The organism is Thiomicrospira cyclica ALM1, assembly GCF_000214825.1.
In the GTDB taxonomy this organism is placed as follows: Bacteria; Pseudomonadota; Gammaproteobacteria; order Thiomicrospirales; family Thiomicrospiraceae; genus Thiomicrospira; species Thiomicrospira cyclica.
The window spans coordinates 1396108-1414653 of sequence record NC_015581.1; the positions used below are offsets into that span (position 1 = coordinate 1396108).

The following is an 18546-nucleotide window of genomic DNA, read 5'->3' on the forward strand; positions in this document are numbered from 1 at the left end:
ACCTTCTTGAGGTTTTTGATACAGTCGTTAATTGGTTTTCTAACTTAATTCAAAAACTCACGCACAGCGATGGCGGAGTCTTCGTTATAGAAGTCTAAGAAGAAATGATCAGCACCGTCTATGGTTACGGTCTGCACCTTGGCTAAATCGCCCAATGCTTCAATCGCGCCAGGCAAATCGGCCACCACATCATCGTCGGAACCAATGATCACCAAAGTCGGTTTTTTAGCCGACTTTAATAAGGTTGGCGTATCAAATTGTGGCTTAATGTCATAATAATCCACAAACGCAGCCGCGGTAACTTGGGCATCTTGGCAGTAGATAAAATCAATGCCCTGCATTAATTCATCGCCCTTGCTGGCTTTAATACGGTCTTTGGCTTGTGCCAAAATAGGCCCAATCGCTTTACCAAAACTGGCTTCGTAGCTTTCATGCGATTGTTGTGCGCCGGTGGCCGGTGCCCATAACACCACATTAGCAATCGAGTCACGATCACGTTCGGTGGCAAACCAAGCAATTTGATTGCCGCCTCGTGAATGCCCCATTAAGGTTACGTTATTTGCGCCCTGCTGCTCTAGCCAATCCAGCCACACCCCTACTTCATCTAAAGCATCAGTGTGTTTGTGGGTATGAGGTACGGCACAGTCATACTCGCCATCACGGTCATTCAAACCAAAAGATAAGTTAATCGATAACGAACTGATGCCCTGCTCGACCAGGTTTTGCTGTAACGCCATGTAGGTTGAGCGCCCTTTGTGCGTTAAGGTGCCATGCAGCAGCAACACAAATTCATCGCTGTAGCTCTTGCCATCCGCCATTTCTAAATTGGCATTCAAGGTTTTACCCTGCCAGGTTTGTTTAATTTCTTCGGCGTTCACCAAGCCTGCAAAAGCCATGGAGGCAGCTAATAAACCGGTCAGCACCGTGTTTTTCATCGCGGTCAGCGTTTGTTTCATCGTCTCCTCCTACAGAGATAATTGCTCTTTCGTGATTTTTTGTAACTAAACTATCTTTTGCGGCTTCAAAGCTAAGTATACCCATAATCCAGATAAAAACATCATCGCGCCGACAAAGTAAAACGGCCATACGACTGAGCTGGTATAGAAGGCCAGTAAGCCCAACAATAGCGCGCCGGCGGCATAACCAAAATCGCGCCAAAAACGATACACACCCAGCATCGAGGCACGTTGTTTTGGCTGACTGTAATCGGCCACCGCCGCGCCCAACGTGGGATAAAGCATTGCCATACCGAAGCCCATAAAAGCAGCGAGCAAAGACCAAGCGGCCATCGAATCCACCCAGACAAAACTAATACTGGTAATCGCACACAACCAAAACCCACCAACAATCAGTGCGCGCCGGCCAAACTTATCCGATGCCGGGCCGGTGATGAGTTGAGACGCGCCCCAGACCACGCCATAAACCGCAATAATTCCACTGGCTTGCACCAGTGTTTGGGTTTGCGAAATCAAATAGACCGGCATAAAAATCCATACCAAGGCGTCAATAAACTTTTCCACCAGGCCTGCTTGATTGAGTGCGACCAGTTGTTTATGTTGAAAGGTGCCGATTTTGAATGCTTGCGCCAGGGATTGTTTTTGCTCGGTTTGTTTTTCACCATCATCACCGTGGTGTTGGTTGTTCTGACTTTGGTTATGCTGGTTATTGTCATAATGACGCTGATGCAAGTTCGACCAAGGACGCGTATCCAATACTTTCCAGATCGCGAGCACTAAACCTAAACCTATCACCACCAGACCAAAACCTAATAAGGCTTCACGCGCGCCATACACTTCAGCTAAATACGCCGTCATCCAGCCTGCCAGGCCGACCGCCGCATAACCGGAAAATTCATTTAAGCCGTTAATCAATCCCTTTTGATTCGCCTTGGCTAAATCGAGTTTACTATTGAGTGCCATCGACCAGCACAGGCCTTGGTTTAACCCTAGAAACACCATCGCCCAGACAATCCATGACCAGCTTTGCGCATAATAGATTAAGAAGGGTACAGGTAAAGCCAATAACCAACCGACTACCAATAATCGACGGCGCCCATACTGCTCACTTAAATGACCCGCCACCAAGTTCATGCTCGCCTTTACCAGCCCAAACACGAACACAAACATCACCAGACTCATAAAGGCATTTGCCGCTAAACCAAACTCGCTTTCCGCCAGGCCTGGTACCACGGTTCGGGTCATACCCAAGGCTAAACCAACTAAAAACACCTGAATCAGCTGCTGTACAATCTGATTCAGATTGGCTTTGATACCGTGCATTATTTGATTATGCATTTGAAACCCTATATTCAACTAATTGGTTGAATATTAGCCGACAAGGTCGTATAGTGTCAATTCGAAATCTAATCTGGCACGAGGTTATAGTATGTTTTTATTCCAACACACCCCCGACTCCGAACCCGGTTCTTTATCCTATATGCTTGGTTGTGTCGGTCAAGGGTTAGCGATTGCGGTCGATGTTCATCAAGATGAAGTAGAGATCTATTTAGAAAAAGCCGCCCAAAAAGGCGTCAAGATTGCCTATGTCGTGGATACTCATGTTCATGCCGACCACTTTACCGGCGGAGCGGAACTAGCCCAACGCAGTGGCGGCCAATATTGCTTGTTTAAAGACTCAGTGGCGCAGTGTGCATTCACCCCATTAGCGGATGGCCAAGTCATTGAAGCAGGCAATGTGCATGCGCAAATTCTTCACACCCCCGGCCACACTGAAGACAGTATTTGTTTATTGGTCACCGACAAATCACGTTGCGACGACCCCTGGTTTTTAGTCACGGGTCACACCTTATTTGTTGGCAGTGTTGGCCGCCCAGACTTGCATGGTAAAGAAACTATCTTAGCTGGCGCATTATTTGACTCTTTAGACCAAAAAATCCTACCGCTTGCCGATTACATTGAAATTTTGCCCGGCGCACAAGCGGGCAGTGTTTGCGGTGCCGGTATTAGCGGCAAACCGGTTTCTACCATCGGGTTTGAAAAACGCTTTAACCCAACGCTAAAACTGGACCGCGATGCGTTTGTTAACCACGTCAAAGGCACCGTTCTACCCCAGCCAGAAGGTATGGACAAAATCATCGCGTTTAATGTTAATCCGAATAAAGCATAGCTAATGTATAATCGCTTGTATGGCGAATTCACTTAAATACAATTTGTTTGATCAGTTAGCGCAGGTTAGCAAAGCGCTGGGGCATGCGAATCGACTGATGATTTTAGACGTTCTGGCGCAAACCGAGAGCGATGTGGATACCCTGCATCAAAAACTCGGTTTGAGTATTGCCAATGTATCTAAGCATTTGCAAACCCTCAAACAAGCAGGGCTGGTGGTCAACGAACGCCAAGGGCAGCGTGTGGTCTATGGCTTAAGTGATCCCAGTGTGTTTCGCTTAATTGTCAGTTTGCGCGACGTGGCCGAGTCACAACTAGATTCGATGCAAAGCTTGTTACAAAGCCATTTACAACCCAATACGCCATTTGAACCGATTTCACTCAACGCCTTAAAAGACTTTAACCAACCTTACACCTTGTTAGATGTTCGTCCGGCGGATGAGTTTGCCGCCGGGCATATTCCGCAAGCGATTAATATTCCGATTGAACAACTGGCACAAAAACTGCCCGAACTGCACAGCGATAAAACCCTAGTGGTTTATTGCCGCGGACCTTATTGTATGTGGTCACAACAAGCACTCGACCAATTACAACAACACGGCATCCAAGCCAAGCGCTTGGCCGAGGGCTATCCTGAATGGCAGCAATTGAGTCATGCTCTCTGAACAGCTTATCAACTCGCTGAATAACAGCCTAAATCAAACACTCGATATCCAAAACATAGCACCGGTAGCCGGTGGCGATATTCACCAGGTCTGGTTACTGACCACCGCACAAACACAATGGTTTTTAAAAGTTAACCGGGTAAGCTCCGCGCCGGTGTTTGCCGCAGAGGCCTTGGCACTCGAACGAATTCAGCAAAGCAAAACCATTCACTGCCCAAGCGTGATTGCGCAAGGCGAAACCGACCAGCAGGCCTGGTTATTAATGGATTATCTGCAACTGACCCATCGCGGTGATGATTTTAAACGCGGTCAAGCCTTAGCCGCGATACATCGCACAACACATCGCGAATTTGGGTGGGAACAGGATAACTTTATTGGCCACACGCCTCAGCGCAATGCATGGCAACAAGATTGGCTGGACTTTTATCGACAGCAACGCCTCGAACCACAGTTGGCGCTGACCCTGCAAAAAGGTGCCAGCAGGCGCTTGCTTGCAAAGGGCCAACAATTGACTGAAAACCTCGCCGTGTTTTTTGAACACTATAAGCCAGTGCCGTCGTTATTGCACGGCGATTTGTGGGCAGGGAATAGTGCGTTTACTGTGCAAGGCGAGCCGGTCATTTACGATCCGGCCAGTTACTATGGTGACCGCGAAACAGATATCGCCATGACCGAATTATTTGGCGGTTTTAGCCCCGCATTTTATCAAGGTTACAACCAGGCCTGGCCGTTAGATGCGGGGTATCAGCAGCGCAAACCCCTTTACAATCTTTATCATGTTCTAAACCACTTCAACCTATTTGGTGGTCATTATCAACACCAAGCCGAACAGTTGATAGATGACCTACTAAGCCAGCTTTAATCTGGTTTAAGCTGATTTAATCAACGGGGCGCAAGCGCGCGATAGTGCCGCTGTCAGTACTAAAATAAAGCAGACCGGCTTGGTCAACCGCCAAGGAACGAATCCGTTCATTCAAATCAACTAACAAGCGTTCCTCACTCACCGCCTCACCCTGCTGATTGAGTGTCACCCGATTTAAGTGACGCAATGCCAGCGCCCCTGAAAACAAACTGCCCTGCCACTGCGGAAATGCCGCACCGCGATAGAGTAATAAACTTCCTGGCGCAATCGAAGGTGTAAACACCTTCACCGGATCAATCATACCCGGCTTACTGGTCACCCCAATCGCCTGATTACCCCAATATTCTTGACCCTGCGACACCAACGGCCAACCATAGTTTTCACCTGGCTGGATTAAATTAATCTCATCACCGCCGCGTGGGCCGTGTTCGTTTGACCACAAACGCCCGGTTGCAAAATCAAACGCCATGCCTTGTGGGTTGCGATGACCAAAGCTCCAAATTTCATCCAACACCTCAGGGTTACCAACAAACGGATTGTCCGCCGGCACGCGACCATCAAAATGCAAACGCATAATGGTGCCGATGTGATTACGCGTGTTTTGACTTTGTTGGCGTTCACCGCGATCACCGACACCAAAAAACACATAGCCCTGATCATCAAAGGCAATCCGGCTACCAAAATGCTGGCCACTACCGGTGGCCGATTCGGTTATCAACAAATCTTGCCAATTTTGCAACTGATTTGATTGGGTTAAATCTGGCCATTGTGCCCGCGCTAAGGTGGTTCGCGCACCAAATTCATCCGGATAACTATAGGTGAAGTATAACCAGGCCTGGTTCTGCGCATCTTGCGCTAAAAACTTCACATCTAGTAACCCACCCTGCCCACTTGCTGCCACCGCCGGCAGGCCTGCTAACCAAGTGACTTGACCGGTTTGAATATCCAAGATACCCGCCTCGCCAGAGCGCTGCGTAAATACCAATTGATGCTCGCTGACAAAATCCATTGCCCAGACAACGCCCAAACCCGAAGCCAAGCGCTCTAACTTAAAACTAGCGTCCGCATAGGCATAGGACAAAGACATCATCAATGCCAAAATGAATCCTGACACCAAACCAAACCGACCTCGCGAACAGCTTTTAAAATCCGTCATAAATCCTCACCCAAACTCATTTAAATTCACTGGCCACCAGGGTAGATACCCAGCCTAACGGGGTCGCAAGATGACCTGCCCAAACTCCGAGCACTATGATCATAATCGTGGTAACCAGTGGCGGTGCTAATAATAAAAAATGGGTTTCAAAACGCTGACTTAATACCTGGCGATGTGGCCATTCGGCGGGTGGTGGTAAAAACCAAGCTCGATAAATCGTCGGTAAAAAATACGCGGCATTTAATAAACTGGAAATTACCAACACGCCGATAACCCAATAAAAACCGCTCTCCCAAGCACCCAAGCCCAAATACCATTTGGTAATAAACCCTGCCAGCGGTGGTAAACCAATCATGCCAAGCGCACCGATGGTAAAAGCCAACGTGGTTAGGGGCATTACCCGCCCGACGCCATTGAGCTCCTTAATTTTATGGATCCCTAGGGTTTCAGCATAGTTACCCGCAGCCATAAACAGCGTAATCTTCATAAACCCTTGATGCACAATATGAATCATACCGCCAATCGCGCCTACCGGCCCAGCAAGAGCCAGCCCTAGCGCAACATAGGACACCTGGCTCACCGTGGAAAACGCCAGCCGCTTTTTAATGTCGCTTTGATAGAGCGCACGCACCGAACCATAAACAATGGTAAAGCTGGCCAACACCAACAGCACCCAGTGCAAATACAGATCACTAAACACATGAATGCCATAAATCTCATAGACAAAACGGGTTAAACCAAAGGCGCCTGCTTTAACCACCGCCACCGCGTGCAACAAGGAACTCACTGGTGCTGGTGCGACCATCGCCGTTGGCAACCAACCATGAAACGGAAACAGCGCTGCTTTCACCCCAAAGCCCGCAATAAAGACCAAGCCCAAACCAAATAAAACCGGAGCCATATCAGGGTTTGCTGCCCAATAATCATTGAGATAGCCGCCCACGGCAAACGCCTGAGTACCTACTAACACATGCAGACCTATCGCCGCGGTTAGTAATACCAAACCGCCGACTAGGGTGTAGATTAAATAGATCCGACCGGCATCCAAGGCTTTTTGAGTGCCTCGATGGACGACCAGTGGCCAGGTAGCGAGGGTTAGTAGCTCATAGAAAATAATGAAGGTAAACAAGTTGCCGGCCATTGCCACACCCGTAGTGGCACTGACACAGAGGTTAAAAAAACCAAAAAAACGCGCGCGATTAATACCGCCTTCCAAATAACCTATCGCATAGAGCGTGGTTAATAGCCATAAAAAGACCGACAACACCAAAAACAGCATCGCCAAGCCATCAATTTTTAGCAGTAAGGTCAGCCCTGGAACAATGGTCCAGCCAATTTCATAAACGTGCCCTTGCAATAAGCTTGGCATCAGCGCTAACACCAGCAGCAGTTTTACCAACGCGGCTAAAATATTAACGGTAGAACGTAACCAGACTCGCTCCTCAGCGATCAAAAACACCGCTAGAGCCACACCGAAGGATAAACCCATAATAACCAGCGGCCAAAAGGAGTAGGCGGTTGTCCAGCTTATTAAGCTGTCGATTAGGGTTTCGATCATAGACTCGCCCCCCACGGATAGACTGGCCACAAGGCCAATACCCAAACCGCCAATACCAAGATGAGTGGTACAGCCAGCAACGGCCAAGACAATTGCCTTTCATTGACACACTGTGGCGCACTACCATCGGCATTTTTAGGCGCCAATTGACAGAGTAGACTCAGCTCTAATGCCGGTTGTAACAGGCGTCCCATATAAGCCAGCGCAAACACCCCGCCAAGAATCAAGGGAGCCAGTAACCAATAGTGCCCTAGCAATAAGCTCGATTCTAGCAACCACCACTTACCCAGAAACCCTAAGGTTAATGGCAGGCCGGCTAAAGCGACGGTTGCTAAGCCAAGCGTCCATAAGGTTAAGGGAGAGTTGGATAATACGATAACCTGATCGCGCAGTTGATAACTATGGGTCAATTGAATTAAGTTACCAGCGACTAAGAACACGCCCGCTTTGGTTAAAGCATGCGCGGCCATCAGCCAAAATAACATCAACGCTGGGTTAAAACCGAATATCACCTCAAGATGGGAGGCTGGATGAAAAATAATCGCTAACCCAATTAACAAGTAGCCTACCTGGGCAACGGTGGACCAAGCGATCAATTCTTTTAACAAAGGCGTTTTCCATGCCCGCCAAGAGCCCCAAAAAATCGCCATACTGCCCAAGACCGCGAACAATACCGCTAATAATTCACTATTAAGTAGGGCAAAGGGCTGGGTCGCTAAGCGCCACATTAAATACAGCGATGCTTTAATGACCAGTGCCGACAATAAGGCACTGCCTGCGGTTGGCGCCCGACTATGCGCTAAAGGCAACCAACCATGCAGCGGCCAAGCAGCGGTTTTAGCCAGTAAACCTATCAGCATCATTGACCAGGCAAAATGGGTGACCCAGTTATTTTCAACCACATCGGCTAAACCTATCAGGTCTAAACGGCCATACTGACCATAAACGAGCGCAACACCCAATAAAAAAAACATCGAGCCGGTTAAGCTAATAATCAAATAGCGCACGGCGGCAGCGGCGGCACCGGCTTTCGTTGACACGGCAACCAGCGCAACCGCCACTAGACCGAGTAGCTCGATAGTGACATAAATATTAAATAAATCATTCGATAGAATTAGCGCATTAATCGCGCCCCAGCCACCCAACCATAACCCCCAAAGGTGTTCGGAACTGTCTTTATCAAACGCCGCATGGGCAAATATAGCTAGGCTAACGACCCCCACTAACAACAACATCAAATGGGCTAAATCGTCTAAATACCAGGCAATGCCTAGCGGCCGCTCCCACCCCCCTAACATCCAAACACCTTGGTATTCACCCACTCCCCAGGCATCAAGGCTGAGCAAAATTAAAAGTATCATCATCGCTAGCCCAGCCAGCCCGGTAATCAACCGAGCCTGAGGCTTGAATAAAGCGGCGAATCCGCCGGCGATCAGCGGTAACAAAACCAATGCTGGAATTAAGGCATTCATGGCGTATCCTCTAGGGTCGCCTGATGCTGTTTGGATTCACGAGCAACCCGTTTCATCAAAGCCAAAGCCAGTGCCATCGCACTAATTGCTACCACTATGCCGGTTAATACCAGCGCATGCGGTACTGCATCAGCGGGTTCGGCACGCGCAGCAAAAGCGAGGAAAAACATGAACACCGCTGAACCCATGACATTGATACCCAAAATCTTATGCAGTAGGTGTGGGCGCATCACCACCCCCCATAAACCAACCCCAAATAATACCGAACCGGTTGCTAAATAAATGGCGATTTCATTCATAGCGACGCCCTTCACCGGTAAATAAGGCAGCCAAAATCAGCGCAATAGATAAGGTTGCAGCTATCTCTATAATTAAGATTAACTGCCCGGCGTAAGCAGGTGGATAACCCATAAAACCAAATCCAGCCAGCAGGCCTACTAAACCCACACCAAAAAAGGCCAACAAACCACCAAGCCACAAAACTTTAATCCAACCATTATGAATGAAGCCGGTAATAAATGCCGGTGGGGATTGACCCAGTTCGGTCTGTTGAACCAAAAAAGCTAAAATCAGTGCCGCGGCTAACAAGGCACCGGCTTGAAAGGCACCACCCGGTGCATAGGCTCCTTGCCAGAGTACATAGCCACCGACAAGCGCCAGTAATGGCACCAGCAAACGCGTAAAATAAACCAATACCTGTCCTTGTAGCCTCACCCCATGCCAAGACAAACTGGGGCCAAGTGCACGCTGTGCCGCCCAAGCCCACATTAATACCGCGAGCTCCAATGCGGTATCCCAAGCACGGTAGTTAAGCAATACCGCTGTAACCCTATGCTCAACCCCAGAAGCACTGAGATTGGTCACAACCATGTCACTCAAACCTGGCGCTGGCTGCACCAAGCTCATCAAACTTAACGCCAAAGCACCACCCAGTAACAACGGAATCGACAGACTCCATAACACGATAGGCTTGGGCTGATCATCTTGGGTATGCTGTAGTTGACTTAAAGTGGCCAGCAATAATGCTCCGGCTAAGCCGGCACCAATCGCAACTTCGGCGAGAGCGGCGTCTGGCGCTTGCAGCCTAACCCAGATCAAGGCGATTAATAAGCCGAATACGATAAACAACACCACAGACTCAGCAAGATTGGGGGTATAGAGGCAGCGGATCGCGACCAGAATAACGGTGATGGCCAAGAGTAGGTCAAGGATGATCATCATCCACCTCCGCCGGCTGTGATAACTGGTGATACGCCCGTTGACCAATCGCATGACTGACGGTAGCGGCACTGATGATCACCAGCGCCCAAATGATAAATAACTTCATCAACAGCGCCGCATTGAAAAACAACAGGGTCAGTCCGAGCAGCACAAAACCAAGTCCCAGATTATCGGCCTTGGTGAGCGCGTGTAAACGACTTAAGTCATCCGTGAACCTTAGCAGACCGAGTGTGCCTGCCACAAAAAACACCAGACCCAAGCTAATGGACACGACCGCAATAATTTCAATGATGATCATGGTTCGTCTCACTTTGATTGAGTTTACGCAGTTGCTCTGGCCGTAACAATTTTGCAAACGCAATACCACTGATGGCCGCTAATAAGGCTAGTAATAACGCCACATCCAGCAAGGCATTGTTGTTCATTAACCACGCCAAAAGTGCAACCAACGCGACCCCCGTCGAACCGGCTAACTGGGCGGCCAGCATCCGGTCGGTTAACTTGGGCCCTTTAACAACTCGCCATAAACCCAAGCTTAACAGGAACATCAATAACGTGGCGGCAGTCCATAAGAGCAGGTCTATCATATCGCCTCCTTGATCGATGGCGCAGTGGGCAATCCGAAGCCAATGAACGCCGCTAAATGATATTCCAAAGCCTTTAGGTCATCCTCAACTTCCAAGCCATCATCTAAAACATGAACTCGTACCCATTTGTCGGCCACCGCAACGCTTAGGGTTCCTGGAAATAAACCAATCACACTAACCCAAACCGCGCGCGCCCAACCTGGCGGCAGTTGTAATGGGTAGTCGATAAAATAACTGTTGATTTGAGGTTGGGGGTGAAAGGCTCGACGACTGACATCCAAGCCCCCTAAGAGAGAGGCACGTAAAAACAAAATAATAAGAGCAGGCAAATGGCGCCAATGTAAGCGCGTAGGAAAAGGCGGCCAAATTTTATGAATTAGCAAGGCCACCACAGCAGTCCAGACGAGTGCAAAACCGCTCAATTGGCCTTCAGCAAGCGCCCACCAGACCAGTAGTAACACCAACCAAATACCTACTATACGTAACAATGGCATAGCTCCTCCAACGGATATTATTCCGCAATCAGCATATCGGCCAACCAATAGCCTGATTGTGGTGCAATTATCTGCTTAAGTGTCGCTAAATCTTGCTGCATCGACGCCATTAAAGTCCATGGCGGATTAATCACTATCATACCACTACCCGTCATCCCTCGACCATTGTTATCGGTCTCCCAACCCAGTTCAAAAACTGCGATATTGCGAATACTGCTGGCCTTTAATTCACGGTGTAATTTAGCAATGCGTCGACGCTCTACCACCGGATACCAGAGCAGATAGGTACCGGTAGCAAAACGTTTATGCGCCGCAATTAAACGACTCACCACCTCATCGTAATCCTGCTTCAACTCATAAGGGGGATCGATCAAAATGATCCCACGACGCTCTTTTGGCGGGAGTTGCGCAATCAGCCCTTGAAAACCATTTTGTTGATAAATTTTTACCCGTTTATCACCAGCTGTATGAGCTGTTAATTGGGCAAATGCTTGCGGATGTAATTCATAGGCCACTAAGCGATCATAATCTCGTAAACACTCTTGCGCAATCGCTGGAGAACCTGGATAAAAACGACCAGAACTCGAGGCTGCTGATGCCTGTTGCGCTTGGGCTTCAAAAGCTGCGACAACGTCTAAATAGCTTGTAATACTAGGGGACCAGGCCTGGTTAGATAAAGCCCAAAGCTTGCCAATTCCCTGTTGATACTCACGAGTTTTTTGTGCCTGGGCATCTGCCAAGCTGTAACCCCCTGAACCCGCATGAGTATCTATGTAAACCAAGGGTTTATTTTTGTTAGCCAAATAATCTAGCACATTGACCAACACCAGGTGCTTGAGTAAATCGGCCGGATTACCGGCGTGAAAACCGTGTTGATAACTTAACATTCGATGTCCTTAACAAGCTTAAAAGTTAATAAAAAACTTATATTTCAACAAGATAAACATTTGCTTCACTTTTAATTCCCAAATGTTACAATCCGTTTACATTTTTATTACAACCTATGCAATCATCTGTGGATTCTTATGGAACTGAAAAATATTCAACACCTTGAAGAGGCGAGCCAACGCAGCCGTAAAGAACTGTTGCGTTTTGGCTTAGCGTTACTCTTTATTATTGGCGTAATACTATACACCTTTATCAACTATGGTCATATTAGCTTCACACTCGTTGTTGCAGCGATGATTGGTGGTTATATGGCGATGAATATAGGTGCTAATGACGTGGCCAATAATGTAGGTCCCGCTGTTGGCTCTAAAGCCATGACTTTAACAACCGCCATTATAATCGCTGCGGTATTTGAAGCCGCTGGAGCGATTATTGCTGGCGGTAGCGTTATTACCACGATTAAGGGCGGCATTATTGATCCAGCCGATGTCGATGATACTGAAGCCTTCATTTGGCTGATGATGGCCGCTTTATTAGCAGCTGCAGTATGGCTAAACATTGCCACCGCACTTGGCGCACCTGTTTCAACTACCCATTCAATTATTGGGGGGGTTATGGGTGGGGGCATTGCCGCAGCTGGCTGGGCAATTGTTAACTGGGGCACTGTCGGACAAATCGCAGCCAGTTGGGTCATTTCGCCGATGCTCGGTGGTTTAATCGCCGCGCTATTACTCTATTTAATCAAACGAACCATCACCTACAAAGAAGATATGATGGATGCTTCCCGACGTATGGTGCCATGGCTGTTAGCCTTAATGGGTTGGGCATTTGGTACCTATTTAATGATGAAAGGTTTCAGCCAAATTATGAAGGTTAGCTTCATGACATCGGCTTTGGTCGGTTTGGCTGTAGCCACGGCGGTTTTCTTTATTACTCGTCCGCTAGTGAATCGCGCCTCGGTTGCGGCCTCCAACTGCAAAAAAGGCGTCAACCAAATGTTCACGATCCCATTAATTTTTGCGGCCGCGCTGCTGAGTTTTGCACACGGTTCCAACGATGTCGCAAACGCGGTTGGTCCGTTAGCTGCCATTCACGAAGCCCTCACCTCTGGCGATGTAGGCGGTTCAAAAGCGGCCATTCCTATCTGGATTCTAGTTGTAGGTGCGCTAGGTATAGCATTAGGTTTAGCACTCTATGGCCCCAAATTGATTAAAACCGTCGGTACTGAAATCACCGATATCGATCAAATGCGCGCCTACTGTATTGCTATGGCGGCAGCTTTAACCGTTATTTTAGCGTCACAACTAGGGCTACCAGTGAGTACCACGCATGTGACCATTGGCGCTATTTTTGGTGTTGGCTTTTTGCGCGAATACTTAAAAGCTAACTATCAGCGGATGATTCGTCAAATTGAAGAGCACCACGAAGGTCAAGAACGTGAAATTGTTGAAGCCTTTATCCGTCGATTTGATAAAGCTAACTTAGCTGAAAAAGGTCGCATGCTTCAAGATCTAAAAACAAAAAGCCTTGATAACGATGCCCACCTAACTAAAAAGGAACGTAAAGGCCTTAAGAAAGCTTATAACCAAGAATTGGTTAAGCGCTCGATCATTTTGAAAGTGGTTGCGGCCTGGGTAATTACGGTTCCTGCGACGGCAGTACTTGCGGCTGGTATTTTTTACAGTATTAGCATGATGATGGCCTAGTCTAATCGCCATTTTGGCAATGCATAAAACCTGTCATAACTGACAGGTTTTTTTTTGCAAACAATTGATCACCTGTTATCAAGTTACCAAACTGATTAATTTTTAAGCAATCTAAAACTTTAGTTGAGATAGTAACAACTTGGCGCACATTCTAAAAATCAATACACAAAGTTATCCACAGATTTTGTGCATAAATAAAACGATTGCACTCCGTATTAAATTTCAACTTAAACCTTTAAAAACAGTGACTTAAATAAAAAAATAATATGTCAACCCCCTAGTAGATACATAAAAATCACTTTTTTAAATCGTTTAGTACACAAGAGGAATAACAGTTCAAAAATCAACCGCAATTTCGAATTTATTTATTAAAAAAACATGATTTGACGATTAAGACGTGACCAATGAAAGCCTTAGCGTTAAAATTCGGTTTTATTTTTTACCAAAGGGTCTTTTCGGGCATGGCACGCATTTTAGGCATCGGCAATCTCGTTCTTGATACGCAACTTTTTGTCAGCAACTATCCGGCGGAAGACAGCGAACAACGCGCGCAACAGCGAATCTTTGCGATGGGGGGTAACGTTGCCAATAATTTACAAGTTTTACGCCAACTAGGTCACGACTGTGCCATTTGCAGTACACTAGCAACCGACGATGCAGCTAAACGCTTAAAAAGGGCGCTAGAAGAGCGGCAGATTGAAACTCAACACATTCAGCGCTTTATTCAAGGCTCAACGCCAACCTCCTATGTACAAATCAATCAACAAAACGGCTCACGTACGATTGTGCACTTCCGCGACTTACCCGAGGTCCATTTTGAGCATTTTGCCAAAATTGAAATTGAAGTCTATGATTGGCTACATTTTGAAGGACGCAACACCGATGCGCTTGCAGGCATGCTAAACATTGCAAAAACCTTTTTAAGCCATCAACCCATTTCGATAGAACTAGAAAAACCCCGTGAAGGACTTGAAGATCTGCTAGAGCAAGTAAATTTCATCTTTACCGGTAAGGCTTATGCCCTAGCACTTGGATTAGACAATCCTGAAGCGCTGATAGTCCATTTACAACAACGTGCACCGCAAGCTAGCATTATTTGCTGCTGGGGAGCTGATGGCGCTTGGTTTGCTGCGCCTGGCACCCTAGCCAGTCATCAAGCAAGTCAAGCGTTAGAAAAACCAGTAGACACCTTAGGCGCTGGCGATACCTTTATTGCAGCCACTATTGACGCTTTAATCACTCAAAAAACACTCGCAGAAGCCGTTATGGCCGGCAACCAGCTGGCACGACGTAAATGCCAACAATTAGGTTTGGATAATTTGCTAGCACCGCTCGTTACTCGAAAACCTATTGCTAATATAAAACACATTACCAATTCACGCGCAACAGTTGTACCCGCACCAGGCCTGCCGCATAAAGTGGTATTAATTAAGCATGACAATGAGATTAAGGCATACTTAAACAATTGCCCACATCAAGACGTACCCTTGGATGAAGCATACAAAATTGATATCAATCCGTTTGAAATGACTATGAAATGTTCCGTGCACGATGCCTTTTTTAGAATTGAGGACGGCGTATGTGTTGAAGGGCCTTGTTGGCGAGAGGAATTAACACCGGTCGATTTAGAAATTGATCCAGACACCGGTGCGATATATATTGCAGAGCATTAAATCGGGTGTTAAACCGCTTGGCGTTGCCTAATGGCCTCGTATAGGGTGACGCCGGCGGCTACCGATACATTCAAACTGGAAACCTGCCCTTGCATCGGAATAGCCACCAAATAATCACAAGCTTTGCGGGTTAAAGGACGTAACCCTTTCCCTTCGGCACCTAATACAATTGCAACGGGACCAGTTAAATCCGCTTGATAAATCGTTTGCTCTGTTTCACCTGCCAAGCCAGTAAACCAAACACCGCGCTGCTGTAGTTGCTCTATTGTGCGTACCAGGTTAGTTACGACCACCAGTGGAACCGATTCGGCACCACCACAGGCCACCTTCCGTACGGTCGCATTTAAACCAGCCGCGTTGTTTTTTGGCACCACGACGGCCGTAACACCAGTCGCATCAGCGGTGCGTAAAATCGCCCCTAGGTTGTGTGGGTCTTGAACCTCATCCAAAAATACCAACAAAGGGTTAGTATTGTTTGCAACCCAGTCCATTAAATCGGCATCCGTATAGGCCGCCTGAGCCGCAACCTCAGCATAAACGCCCTGATGCACGCCAGACAGTTGATCAAAGATTTTTTTGGGGGCACGCTGAGTTCTAACGCCCACCTGCATGGCTAAATCCAATAAGGCTTGTTGACGAGCATTTAACCGTCCTTCACAAAAAACCAACTGAAAAATCTGTTCGGGGTGTTTCGCTAACAATGGCTCAAGCGCATGCAACCCATAGACTTTATCCGTCATTTTTTTCCTTAGGACGGGTACGACGCTTACGGTTATTTGGGCGTGAACGCGACCGCGAGCGACGCTTTTTCTTCGCATCACCAACGTCCTCTTCCTGGACTGGCTCAGAAGCATCTACGGCCTGATCGATTGAAACTTGATCGCTATTGGCTGGTGTCTGCTCATCGGTTTGATTGATTAAACGCAAATCAATCTTGCGCGTATCTAATACAACCTGAGCGACTTGAACTCTGACCCGATCACCAATGCGATAAATCTTTCCAGTTCGTTCGCCTTTTAAACAATGACGCACCGGATCAAAATGGAAGTAGTCTTCACCCAATTCTGTCACGTGAACCAGACCTTCAATATAGAGTGGATCTAGTTCAACAAACATCCCAAAATTCGTTACCGAACTAATGACAGCATCATACTCTTCGCCCAAACGATGCGACAGGAACTCACACTTCAAGAAGGTGACAGCATCACGAGTTGCTTCATCAGCACGACGCTCGGTATCAGAGCAATGACGTCCCATCCGAGTCATATCTTCTTCATTATAGGCAAAGCCTTGCGCGCCCTGCTTTAACCAGGCCTGGCGAATAGCGCGATGAATTAACAGGTCTGGATAACGACGAATAGGCGAGGTAAAGTGCGCATAATGCTCAAAATTCAAGCCAAAGTGACCCTTGTTATCCGGCTGATAAACGGCCTGATTCATGGTGCGCAACATAATAGTTTTGATCAAATGCTCCGACGGTAAGCCTTGAGCCGCTTGTAGTACCTGATCAAAATCCTGCGCTGTCGGTTCATCGCCACCCGCTAAATCGAGACCGAAGTCCGTCAAAAATCCGCGCAATTTTTTCAACTTTTCTTCTTTAGGAGGCTCGTGCACACGATAGACAATCGGTAACTTATGCCATTTTAAATAACGCGCTGCGGCAACGTTCGCCATCAACATACATTCTTCGATGAGGCGGTGAGCGTCATTACGCACCACCGGTACAATTTTGTCGATTTTACGATCGCCATCAAAAACAATCCGCGTTTCAACGGTATCAAATTCTAAAGCACCTCGCTCTGCTCGTGCGGCATGCAAAATATGATAAAGCTCATAGAGTTGATCGACCGCGTCGACCACTTCAGCAAACTCAGTTCTAAACTGCGAAGACTCATCCGTGACCATTTGATGCACTTGGTTGTAGGTTAAGCGAGCTTTTGAGTTCATCACCGCTTGATAAAATTGACTGCGCTCTAGTTGGCCATCATCGGTAATCGACATATCACAGACCATACATACCCGATCCACATTCGGATTAAGTGAGCACAGGTCGTTAGATAGTTTTTCTGGCAACATAGGAATAACGCGCTGAGGGAAATAAACCGAGTTACCTCGCTCAAAAGCTTCTTTATCGAGTTCTGAATCTACTTTGACATAGTGAGATACATCGGCAATTGCAACGACTAAACGCCAACCATTTTTGCGGCGTTTAGCAAACACGGCATCGTCAAAGTCTTTTGAGTCTTCACCATCAATAGTCACCAGCGGCAGACTACGTAAATCTTTACGATCCACATAATCCTGCTCAGTCAATTGCGACGGAATAGCGGCTAACTCAGCTGATAACGCATCGGACCATTTATTAGGAATATTGAAGGTTTGGATCGCTGTATCAATCTCCATACCCGGTGCCATATAATCGCCAAGGACCTCGATAACCTTGCCTATCGGCCCATGGCGCTGTGACGGTGGCATAACAATCGCCACGCGGACTATCTGCCCTTCTTGCGCGTCCAACAAACCGTCGGCAGGAATAAACACATCCTGAGTAATACGGTTATTATTTGGATGCACCCAAGCTAGATTTTGTTCGATATGAATACGACCGACCAATTCTTCATTAGCACGACGCGTTACCTCAACAATTGCAGCCTCTTGACGACCGCGACGATCTTCGCCAATGATCGATACAATAACTTCATCACCATGTAACACCTTGTGCATCTCATGGGCCGACAAAACTAAATCGCGTTCTAGCTCTTCACTGGCTACAAACCCAAAGCCATCGGGATGACCAGTTACGGTACCTTTAATCAGATCCATTTTTTGGATTAAACCAAAAGCGCCACGACGGTTTTTAATCAATTGACCGTCACGCAACATGGCTTTTAAACGCCGTGATAAGGCCTCGAAACGTTCTTCATCGTCCTCATCAATATCCAAACTTTGGGCTAACGACCCCAACCGCATGGGTTTTTGCAGTTCGGTTAGATGTTCTATGATAAATTCCCGACTCGGGATAGGATTGTCGTATTTTTCCGCTTCACGATCAGCAAAGGGGTCTATAACAGGTGTTGTTGTTTGTTCAGTCACTCGATTCCATCTTACTTATGTGGGGTGAGGCTTAGTATTCCTATAC

At 47.3% G+C, this 18546-nt stretch carries 18 protein-coding genes; 5 read left to right on the top strand and 13 right to left on the bottom strand.

Going from position 1 to position 18546, the window contains the following annotated elements; translation table 11 throughout:
* Positions 1 to 44: 44 nt before the first annotated feature.
* Both THICY_RS06190 and THICY_RS06195 read right to left on the bottom strand, forming a co-directional pair.
* Positions 45 to 956 (bottom strand): alpha/beta hydrolase, encoded by a 912-nt coding sequence (locus THICY_RS06190; RefSeq protein WP_013835761.1) that lies wholly within the window; start codon positions 954 to 956, stop codon positions 45 to 47.
* Positions 957 to 1001: 45 nt separating this feature from the next.
* Entirely contained in the window at positions 1002 to 2294 is a 1293-nt protein-coding gene (locus THICY_RS06195; RefSeq protein ID WP_013835762.1) for an MFS transporter, read from the bottom strand.
* Between the two features lie 91 nt (positions 2295 to 2385).
* On the opposite strand from THICY_RS06195, the gene THICY_RS06200 reads away from it, so the two are divergent.
* From THICY_RS06200 to THICY_RS06210, 3 genes are read left to right on the top strand one after another with little or no spacing between them, the layout of a single operon-like run.
* Positions 2386 to 3126, top strand: coding sequence for an MBL fold metallo-hydrolase (locus THICY_RS06200; RefSeq protein WP_013835763.1), 741 nt, complete (start codon positions 2386 to 2388; stop codon positions 3124 to 3126).
* Positions 3127 to 3145: 19 nt separating this feature from the next.
* On the top strand, positions 3146 to 3790 hold the full coding sequence (locus THICY_RS06205) for an ArsR/SmtB family transcription factor (protein WP_013835764.1): 645 nt from the start codon (positions 3146 to 3148) through the stop codon (positions 3788 to 3790).
* Positions 3780 to 4652 carry a fructosamine kinase family protein gene (locus THICY_RS06210; RefSeq protein ID WP_013835765.1) on the top strand — a complete coding sequence of 291 codons (873 nt, stop codon included), beginning with the start codon at positions 3780 to 3782 and terminating at the stop codon, positions 4650 to 4652. Before THICY_RS06205 ends, THICY_RS06210 begins: the two co-directional genes overlap by 11 nt.
* Positions 4653 to 4668: 16 nt before the next feature.
* On the opposite strand, the gene THICY_RS06215 is transcribed toward THICY_RS06210, so the two are convergent.
* Genes THICY_RS06215 through THICY_RS06255 form a run of 9 tightly spaced genes read right to left on the bottom strand, consistent with a single transcriptional unit; the run spans position 4669 to position 12027 of the window.
* Complete coding sequence (locus THICY_RS06215; RefSeq protein ID WP_013835766.1) at positions 4669 to 5808, bottom strand: PQQ-dependent sugar dehydrogenase; 1140 nt, start codon at positions 5806 to 5808, stop codon at positions 4669 to 4671.
* A gap of 16 nt (positions 5809 to 5824) precedes the next feature.
* Positions 5825 to 7453, bottom strand: a complete 1629-nt coding sequence (locus THICY_RS06220; RefSeq protein WP_245534947.1) for a proton-conducting transporter transmembrane domain-containing protein — start codon at positions 7451 to 7453, stop codon at positions 5825 to 5827.
* A complete protein-coding gene (locus THICY_RS06225; protein ID WP_013835768.1) occupies positions 7363 to 8838 on the bottom strand; it encodes a complex I subunit 5 family protein in 1476 nt (491 codons plus the stop codon). The genes THICY_RS06220 and THICY_RS06225 overlap by 91 nt, the downstream gene beginning before the upstream one ends.
* The gene (locus tag THICY_RS06230; protein WP_013835769.1) at positions 8835 to 9137 is read right to left on the bottom strand and encodes a cation:proton antiporter subunit C; all 303 of its coding nucleotides are present in this window, start codon (positions 9135 to 9137) and stop codon (positions 8835 to 8837) included. The genes THICY_RS06225 and THICY_RS06230 overlap by 4 nt, the downstream gene beginning before the upstream one ends.
* Complete coding sequence (locus THICY_RS06235; protein WP_041435417.1) at positions 9130 to 10059, bottom strand: hydrogenase subunit MbhD domain-containing protein; 930 nt, start codon at positions 10057 to 10059, stop codon at positions 9130 to 9132. Before THICY_RS06235 ends, THICY_RS06230 begins: the two co-directional genes overlap by 8 nt.
* Positions 10043 to 10357 (bottom strand): cation:proton antiporter, encoded by a 315-nt coding sequence (locus THICY_RS06240; RefSeq protein WP_013835771.1) that lies wholly within the window; start codon positions 10355 to 10357, stop codon positions 10043 to 10045. The genes THICY_RS06235 and THICY_RS06240 overlap by 17 nt, the downstream gene beginning before the upstream one ends.
* Positions 10344 to 10646 carry a monovalent cation/H+ antiporter complex subunit F gene (locus tag THICY_RS06245; RefSeq protein WP_013835772.1) on the bottom strand — a complete coding sequence of 101 codons (303 nt, stop codon included), beginning with the start codon at positions 10644 to 10646 and terminating at the stop codon, positions 10344 to 10346. The genes THICY_RS06240 and THICY_RS06245 overlap by 14 nt, the downstream gene beginning before the upstream one ends.
* A complete protein-coding gene (locus THICY_RS06250; RefSeq protein WP_013835773.1) occupies positions 10643 to 11140 on the bottom strand; it encodes a Na+/H+ antiporter subunit E in 498 nt (165 codons plus the stop codon). The genes THICY_RS06245 and THICY_RS06250 overlap by 4 nt, the downstream gene beginning before the upstream one ends.
* A 17-nt stretch (positions 11141 to 11157) precedes the next feature.
* Positions 11158 to 12027 carry a 23S rRNA (adenine(2030)-N(6))-methyltransferase RlmJ gene (locus THICY_RS06255; RefSeq protein ID WP_013835774.1) on the bottom strand — a complete coding sequence of 290 codons (870 nt, stop codon included), beginning with the start codon at positions 12025 to 12027 and terminating at the stop codon, positions 11158 to 11160.
* A 138-nt stretch (positions 12028 to 12165) separates the two neighbouring features.
* Between THICY_RS06255 and THICY_RS06260 the strand changes: the two genes are divergently transcribed.
* Both THICY_RS06260 and THICY_RS06265 read left to right on the top strand, forming a co-directional pair.
* Positions 12166 to 13734 (top strand): inorganic phosphate transporter, encoded by a 1569-nt coding sequence (locus tag THICY_RS06260; protein WP_013835775.1) that lies wholly within the window; start codon positions 12166 to 12168, stop codon positions 13732 to 13734.
* 461 nt (positions 13735 to 14195) lie between these two features.
* Positions 14196 to 15407 carry a PfkB family carbohydrate kinase gene (locus THICY_RS06265; protein ID WP_041435759.1) on the top strand — a complete coding sequence of 404 codons (1212 nt, stop codon included), beginning with the start codon at positions 14196 to 14198 and terminating at the stop codon, positions 15405 to 15407.
* Between the two features lie 8 nt (positions 15408 to 15415).
* Here the strand turns inward: THICY_RS06265 and rlmB are convergent, their stop codons facing one another.
* Positions 15416 to 16147, bottom strand: a complete 732-nt coding sequence (gene rlmB / locus THICY_RS06270; RefSeq protein WP_013835777.1) for a 23S rRNA (guanosine(2251)-2'-O)-methyltransferase RlmB — start codon at positions 16145 to 16147, stop codon at positions 15416 to 15418.
* A complete protein-coding gene (gene rnr, locus THICY_RS06275; RefSeq protein WP_013835778.1) occupies positions 16137 to 18500 on the bottom strand; it encodes a ribonuclease R in 2364 nt (787 codons plus the stop codon). Before rnr ends, rlmB begins: the two co-directional genes overlap by 11 nt.
* Positions 18501 to 18546 lie beyond the last annotated feature (46 nt).